Below are 7,765 nucleotides of genomic sequence, written 5' to 3' on the forward strand. Positions count from 1 at the left end.
CTTTTTATATCTGCGGAGGGAACCGTTTTGGTAGCATCGGGCCTGTCGACCGGGGGGTTGTAGGGTACAAGGAGGGGGATGTCATGCTCAGGCAACCCGCCCGCGCGCCGATCGCCCCGGAGGCCGGCGCCGACGCGACCCTCGTGTGCGACCTCGAAGGCCGCATCGTGGACGCCGATCCCGCGGCCTGCGCCCTGACGGGTTACAACCGCGACGAACTTCTTTCCCGCACGCTCTGGGACCTTTCCGACCCCGGCGAGACCGCCCTCGCGCGACAATGCCTGGAGGCCCTCCGTCCGGAAGCGAGCGTCGCTCTGGAAATCCGCCTGCGTTCGAAAGGCGGGATCGCCCGGCCCTTCCACGTTCAGATGTCCGGCACGCTCCTCAACGGGCGCCGGCACGCCGTCGCCCGGGTCGGATGGCGCCGCCGGGCCGCCGACCGGCTGCCGGAAGACCGGGACTTCATCCGCGCGATCCTCGAAACCGTCGGGTCGCTCCTGCTCGTCGTGGACCCCCAGGGCCGGATCGTCTTCGCCAACCGCGCCCTGGAGCAGGCGCTCGGGGCGAGCTTCCGGGACCTGCGCGGCCGCCTCTTCTGGGAGTTCCTCCCCCTCCTCGAAGCGGAGCGGATGCAGGCGCTCTTCCCCAAGCTCGGAGCCTCGGACTTCCCCAACCGGTACCTCAGCTTTCTTCCGCCCCGCGACGGCCGCCGGCGCCGCATCCTCTGGTCCAACACCGCCATGGCCGACGCCGACGGCCGCCTGCGGTACGTGGTCTCCTCGGGCCTGGATCTCAACCCGCGGGGCGCCGTGCGGCCGGAACTCCGGGCGGGCGAGGAGCTCCTGGCGCTCATCACGGACGCCGTGCCGGTCCTCATCTCCTACGTGGACCGCGAGGAGCGTTTCGTCTTCAACAACCGGCGGTTCCAGGAATGGTTCGGCGTGCCGCCCTCCGAAGCCCGCGGCCGGTCCCTGCGCGCGGTCCTGGGCGAGGACCTCGACCGGCGCCTGCGGCCGCACCTGGAGGCCGTCCGGGCCGGGCGGCGCGCGGCGTTCGAAATCCCCTTGCCTCTGAAGGGCGGCGAGGACCGATGGATCGCGATGACCTACCTGCCCCACCTGAGCGCGGACGGCCGCGTCGAAGGCTTCTTCGCCCTGGGGACCGATATCACCGAACGCAAGCTTGCCGAGGACGAAGTCCGCCGGCTCAACGCCGACCTCGAACGCCGGATCGAGCTTCGCACCGCAGAGCTTCGCGAGGCGCTCTCCGAAATGGAAGCCTTCACCTACACCGTCGCTCACGACCTTCGAGCCCCGCTGCGCGCCGCGGCGGGATTCAGCCAGGTGTTGCTCGAAGACTTCGCGCCGCTCCTGCCCGAGGGCGCCCGGGAGTGCATCGTCCGGATCGACCAGGCCAGCCGGCGCATGGACACGCTGATCCGCGACCTCCTGCACTACAGCCGCCTCACCCGCGCCAGCCTTCAGCCGGAGCGGATCGACCCGGCCCGTCTCCTGAAGGACGTCCTCGAATCCATGGCCGCCGAGATCCAGGAACGCCGCGCCTGCGTGTCCGTGGAAGGGCCCTGGCCCGACGTCCTGGGCGACCGGACCGCCCTCAGCCACGTCCTGACGAACCTTCTCTCCAACGCCGTCAAGTTCGTGCCTCCGGGGGCGGCCCCGCTCGTGCGCGTCCGCGCCGAACGGCGCCCGGGCGCGGTCCGAATCTGGGTGGAGGACAACGGTATCGGCATCGCGCCGGAACACCACGAGCGCATCTTCGGAATTTTCCAGAGGCTCCACCGGCCGGAGGAGTACCCCGGCACGGGCATCGGTCTGGCCATCGTCCGGAAGGCCGTGGAACGCATGAACGGCCGCGCGGGCGTGGAATCGCAGCCGGGGGAGGGAAGCCGGTTCTGGGTCGAACTCCCCCCGGCGTAACGCCGGGCGCGCGCGCCGCCTCTTCCTGAGGGTGTTCGCGCGGATCCTCGTCGCCCTGGACGGTTCCTCCGTCGCCGAAGCCATCCTTCCGGCGGTCCGGCGCCTGGCCCGCGCGGCCGGCTCGGAGATTCTCCTCGTCAAGGTCGAAAGCGCATCGCCGGTCGAAGGGAGCGCCGCCCCCCAGGATGAGACGCTCTTTTTCGCCAACCGGTATCTCAAGGTGCTGGCGCTGCGGCTCTCCCAGGAAGGTTTCCGCGCGCGCCCCTCTCTTCGAGTGGGTCTCCCGGGACCGACCCTCACCCAGGCGATTCGGGAGGAAGGGGCCACCCTCGTGGCCATGGGAACCCACGGCGCGACGGCTTCCCAGGACGTCGCGTGCGGGCGTGTGACCGAGCACCTGCTTCGCACCAGCCCCGTCCCCCTCCTCGTGACGCGTTCCGCGGAGCCGGCGGCCGAACCCGCGCTCCGGAACCTCCTCGTGCCCCTGGACGGAGGCCGCGCCTCCCTCGCGGCGCTGCCTTACGCCCTCGAATTCGCCCGCGGCCTCGGAAGCGGAATCCGCCTGCTTCACGTCCTGCCCGCGGGCGTGACGAACGATCGGACGCGCCGCTGGCTCGAACGTCTGAGCGAGGCGATCGCCCGGGAAGGCGTCTCCTCCGCCGCCGCGCTTGAGTGGGGGGATCCCGCCGATAAGATCGTGGAGACGCTCCGGACGGCCCAGGCGGACGTCCTGGCTCTGGCCACCCACGGACTTCGCTGCGAAGCTCCTGAAGTCCCGGCCGGCCACGTGGCCGAACGCGTGCTCCGGCGCGCGGGCGTGCCGGTTCTTCTCGTCAATCCTTCCCTCGCCGATCCCGGTCGCCTCGTGGGAACGCCGCTCGAGGAGTTCGACTCCGGAGCGTGACCGGATTCAGCGATCTCCGAGCCGCGCGCAGCGAAGCACCGCCAGCGGACACGGCGCCCTCCGGACCACCTCCCGGAAGGTCTCCGCCCGGCCTGCCGCCGGGGTCCCCCGCCAGGACAGTCCGATCAGGTCCGCGCCCTCCTCCACGGCGCGGCGGAGGATCGCCTCCCCGGCCTCCCCCGTCGCCAGGTGAAACCGCACGGTCAGGCCCTCGGGAATCCGGCACAGGCAGTGCAGCCGCTCCATGAATTCCGACGCCCACTGGGGCCATTCATGCTGCGGCTGGTCCACATATCGAGGCGCCGTGAGCGCCCCCGCCTCGCGCCGCCCGGACGCCCGCCCGCCGGAGACATGGAGGAACTCGACCGCCGCCCGGGCCGCCGCGGCCAGCTCGATCACCGGACAGAGCGCCGCCGCGGACGCGGGAGCGCCGTCCATCGGCAAAAGCAGCCGCCGCAGCGCCCACCCCGTCCACGAGCGACCCGCCGGAACGAGGACGACCGGAACGGACGAAGCGCCCAGCAGGCGCAGGACCACCGGCCCCGGCTCGCTCCGAACCCGCAGGGCGGCCACGATCAGGGTCCCCTCCCGCGCCTCCGCCGCCCGCAGGATCTCCTCCCCCGGATCTCCCACGGCCACCTCCAGCATCGCGCCCGACAGCATCTCCGCCGTCAACCCCAGGCGGCGCCGGACCTCCTCGAGCGGCACCTCTTCCGGCGCCACGTGCAGAAAATGGACCGGCGCTCCGGCCAGGCGCGCCAGCGAGCGGGCGACCGGCAGAGCCAGAGCTCCGTCTTCCGCCCGCTCGAGCGGGATGCACACCGCTTCCGCCTTCCACCCCAACCGCTCCGGATTCATGCGACCTCCCGCCTCCAGACGCCCTCCCGCCGGCGCTCCCAGAGCGCCTCCCGACCCGGAACGACGGCTTCCGGCGACGCGCCGTTTCCTACCGCCACCGGAACCTCCGCGCCGCCTTTCACCTCCAGCCGGACCCGAGACGGCGCCACGGTCACGACCACCCGCCGCCCCCGCCACCGCAGGGCGAACCGCAGCGACCGCCACGCGGGGGGCAGATGGGGGTCCAGAACGATCGCGTCCTCCGTGTCCACCCCCCCGGGCTGCGGCGAAGGCGGTCGAAGACCCGCGAACCCGAAGACGGCCGCCTGCCAAAGCCCGCCCTGCGCGGCCAGATGCACGCCCCCCGCGGCGTTGCCCATGTTGTCGGCCAAATCGATCTCCCCCGTCTGCCGAAAATAGCGCGCCGCTTCCTCGATTCGCCCCAACCGCGCCGCCAGCGCCGCGTGCACGGGCGGGCTCAGGCTGCTTCCATGCCCCGTGCGCGGTTCGTAGTAGCGGTAGTTCGCCTCCCGCACCTCCGGCGGGAAGCGATCCCACAGGAGGTGGATCAGCATGAGCACGTCCGCCTGCTTGATGATCTGGGAACGCCTCACCCGCTCGCGCCCAAGCAGCACGTCCAGCGGGAGCGTCCGCCCGACGTACTCGGACGGATCGATGAACTCCAGCCCGAAGTAACCCCGAAACTGCTCGAAGAGCCCCGTTTGCGGATCCCACCCCGTGTAAAGGCGGGCCGCCGCTTCCCGCCAGCCGCGAAGCTCGTCGAGCCCCAGCTCCAGGCGATCCGCCAGACGCCGCCAGACGCCGGAATGGCGCTCCTGGAGCGCTTCTGCGGCGTCCGCCGCCGCCTCGAGGTTCCAGCGCGCCATTCCGTTCGTGTAGGCGTCGTCGTCCACGTCCTCGTGATATTCGTCGGGACCCACCACGTGGCGGATATGCAAAAGACCGTCCTCGCCGGGTTCGACGCGACTCTTCCAGAAGCGCGCCGTCTCGAACAGGATCTCCGCTCCGGCGCGCGTGAAAAACTCTTCGTCCCCCGTGACCCGACGGTAGAGGTCCACCGCGTAGGCGACATCCGCCGAGATGTGATGCTCCTGCTCGCCGCTGAGAATGCGGATCACTTCCCCGTCGGGAGCCACGACGTACGGCGGCGTCGTGTCCTCTCCGGAGTCCGCCGACTCCCACGCGTACAGCGCCCCGCGATATCCGAAGGCGCGGGCCCGCCGGCGGGCCGCTTCGAGCGTGCGATGCCGGTACAGGAGCAGGGCGCGGGCCGAGTCCGGATGAGTATAGGCATAGAAGGGCGCCATGAACGTCTCGGTGTCCCAGAAGACGTGTCCCTTGTACACGCCCCCCGTCAGGCCGCGCGCGCCCACGGAAACCCCCGGGTCTTCGGGATCGGCCGCTCCGATCAGATGGTAGACGGCGAACCGAAGCGCCCGGGCGTCCGCCGCGCTCCCCTCCGGCGCGACCTCCGCATCCTCCCACCGGAAGGACCACGCCGCGACGTGCCGGGCTGCCAGGTCCTCGGCGTCCGCGGCCAGGGCCTCGGCCAGCCGGCGTTCCGCCTCCCGGACCGGATCGTCCGTCTCCCGCGAGGTGATCGCCGCTGCGAAGCGATCCAGCCGCCACGAACGCCCCATCTCCGCTTCCGCCTCCCAGAAGGTCACCGCGCCTTCGTCACGGAAGCCGGCGGGAGACCGGACCTCGCCCCACGGAGCCGTCAGGCGACCCACTACGGCGAAGGCGACCGCCGCGGACCCGCCCGGCGGACGGACCCCGAGCAGCGCCGGCCGTTCCCCCTCCTGAGGCCGCCGGAGCAGGACCTCGTCCCGCGGCGAGGCGGGACGCAGCGCGCTCTCCAGCCGGATCCGACCGCCGTAGTTCAGGGGTGTCACGACCGCCGAATCAAAGAGGATCCGCCGATCCGCCATCGACGCCAGCCGCAGCGAACGGACCCGCGTCACGCGGCCCGCGCGGTCCCGGCAAACCCATTCGCGCTGAAGAATGCCCTGCCGAAGATCGAGCACGCGCCGGTGCTCGAGATTCTCCACGTTCTCCGGAACGAGGGGTTCTCCTTCCACGATCAGGGCGCGGCCCACCCAGTCCGGGCCGGTGAAAAGCTCCGGAACGGCTCCGGGGCGCGGGTCGCGTCCGAAGATCCCGGCGACAAAGGTGGCCGGTCTCGAAAGAGACGTTCCCTCCTCCAGGGATCCGCGGACGCCGATATGACCGTTGGAGACGGCGAAAAGGGATTCGATTTCGTGCTCGCGCACGAGTTGAAAGCCCTCTTCCACGAGAAGCCATTCGGGGTCCGAGGGCGGCGGTCCGGGAAGGTCGGGCCCGCAGGGGCCTTCACGGAGCGCGACCTGCCGCCCCAGCAGCTCGAGGAACCGCGGGGGCCCCCCGCCCAGAGGGATCACCTCCGGAGGCACGCCGCCGGGCTCGGGACCTACGGAGACGAAAACCGCCCCGCGGGTTGAAGGACGGATCATGCGCGCATCGCTGCCCGGGACGCCGTCCAGAAGGCCGAATTCATCCCCGGCGACCAGGACGTCCGAAGGTCCCAACCCGCGCGGCGCCGCCCGCTCCCGCATCATCCAGTCCACGGCGTCTCCCTTGTCCGTCAGGCCGATCTCGATGTGCTTGGCGTCGGTCGTGATGCGGGCCTCGGGCAGGCCGCGGGATCGCGCGGCCTCCGCGGCCCGTTCCAGCGCCTCGTCCAGGCCGCGCAGGCCGGCCTTCCGGAGCCGCGCCTGAACCGCCTCCAGGAGCGGCCCGATCCGGGACTTGGGAGGGTCCGCCCAGTCGGGCTCCGGGATTAGGTCGATCTTGCGCCGGTTGAGTCGGTCGTAGATGCGCCCGATCTTCAGGCCTCGCGCCTCCAGTTCCGCCGCCAGCAGCTCGGCCGCCTCGGTAAGACTCCGATCCTCCTCGGGCGTGGCGATGCGCCGCCCGAGGAGCACGGCGTTCCCCTGCTCGTCGAAGCCCCAGATTTCCGACCCCCGGTTCGTGGCCAGGGTCAGGCGTCGCCGGGCGGAAGGCGGCAGGGACCGCAACCAGGGCCGATCCAGGTTCCCGAAGTGAGTGCCCGTAACCACGAAGATGAGGACGTCCCGCGCGGCCAGTTCGCGCAGAACCCGGCCCAGCGCGACCGCTTCTTCGCGCCGGTCGTGGACGGCGGTGCCGTCCCAGTCGAACGCGATCAGCCGGAAAGGCCGGTCGAGAACGGAACCGCCTCCGGAGGGGGGCATGAACGCCTCGGCGGGAACGTTTCATGATGGTGAGCGCCGGGGGGCCCCGGTCGTTACGCCGCCGTCCGGCGGACTTCTTTAAATCAATTCCTTTTGCCTTTCCGGGGCTGAGCTATACTGAGTAGGAGGATTCCGACCGGGAAAGCCGCATGGAGAAAAGCTGCGTCAACCACCCGGAATCGCACGCGCTGGCCACCTGCAAGGCGTGCGAGAAGTCCGTGTGCCTGATGTGTGTGGTGGACGAGAAGGAAGGGACCTTCTGCTCCCAGGAGTGCCACAAGGTCTTCTGCGAGGTTTCCGACTGGGCCAGCCCCGGCTCCTCCCCGGCCGCTTCCGCCCAAGCCGCGCCCGCCGCGGCGACGGCCCCGCCTCCCGCGCCTCCCCCGGAAACCGCCCCGCCTCCGGAACCGTCCCCGTCCAAGGTGGAATCCATCTTCGACGCGGAGCCTCAGCCGGTCGCCACGGCCGAATCGGCGTCCTACGAGCCCCTGGTCGCCCCCGGCACCAAATGGCGGATGATCGGCGCCATGTGCACCGCTCATGCGGACACCCCGGCGGTGGCCACCTGCGATCGCTGCACGAAGACGCTCTGCGGCCTGTGCCTCACGGAGCTGCCCAGCGGGACGTTCTGCGTCGAGTGCGCCTCCGCCGCCCCGAAACCCGAAGCCGAGGAAAAAGCGCTCCAGCAGGCCGCCCGCGCGCCGGCCCCGCCGAGACCGGCGGCGCGGCCGCGCGCCCGGCGTTCTTCCCCGGCGGCCCGGCTTGCGGCGGTCGCGGTTCTGCTGGCGGCCCTGGGGGCGGGAGGATGGCTCTAT

5 protein-coding genes are annotated in these 7,765 nt (G+C 71.3%); 3 read left to right on the forward strand and 2 right to left on the reverse strand.

Features of this window, described 5'->3' with window-relative positions; translation table 11 throughout:
- The first annotated feature begins 83 nt into the window (after positions 1 to 83).
- Entirely contained in the window at positions 84 to 1,937 is a 1,854-nt protein-coding gene (locus VNO22_10790) for a PAS domain-containing protein (GenBank protein ID HXG61853.1), read from the forward strand.
- A gap of 31 nt (positions 1,938 to 1,968) precedes the next feature.
- A complete protein-coding gene (locus VNO22_10795) occupies positions 1,969 to 2,841 on the forward strand; it encodes a universal stress protein (GenBank protein ID HXG61854.1) in 873 nt (290 codons plus the stop codon).
- Positions 2,842 to 2,847: 6 nt separating this feature from the next.
- Here the strand turns inward: VNO22_10795 and VNO22_10800 are convergent, their stop codons facing one another.
- Positions 2,848 to 3,699, reverse strand: a complete 852-nt coding sequence (locus tag VNO22_10800; GenBank protein ID HXG61855.1) for a universal stress protein — start codon at positions 3,697 to 3,699, stop codon at positions 2,848 to 2,850.
- On the reverse strand, positions 3,696 to 6,950 hold the full coding sequence (locus tag VNO22_10805; GenBank protein HXG61856.1) for a glycosyl hydrolase family 65 protein: 3,255 nt from the start codon (positions 6,948 to 6,950) through the stop codon (positions 3,696 to 3,698). The genes VNO22_10800 and VNO22_10805 overlap by 4 nt, the downstream gene beginning before the upstream one ends.
- Positions 6,951 to 7,099: 149 nt before the next feature.
- Here VNO22_10805 and VNO22_10810 point away from each other — a divergent pair.
- Positions 7,100 to 7,765: hypothetical protein (locus VNO22_10810; GenBank protein HXG61857.1), on the forward strand; the 666-nt coding region annotated here is incomplete at its 3' end.

The sequence above is a fragment of the Planctomycetota bacterium genome (assembly GCA_035574235.1).
GTDB lineage: Bacteria > Planctomycetota > MHYJ01 > MHYJ01 > JACPRB01 > DATLZA01.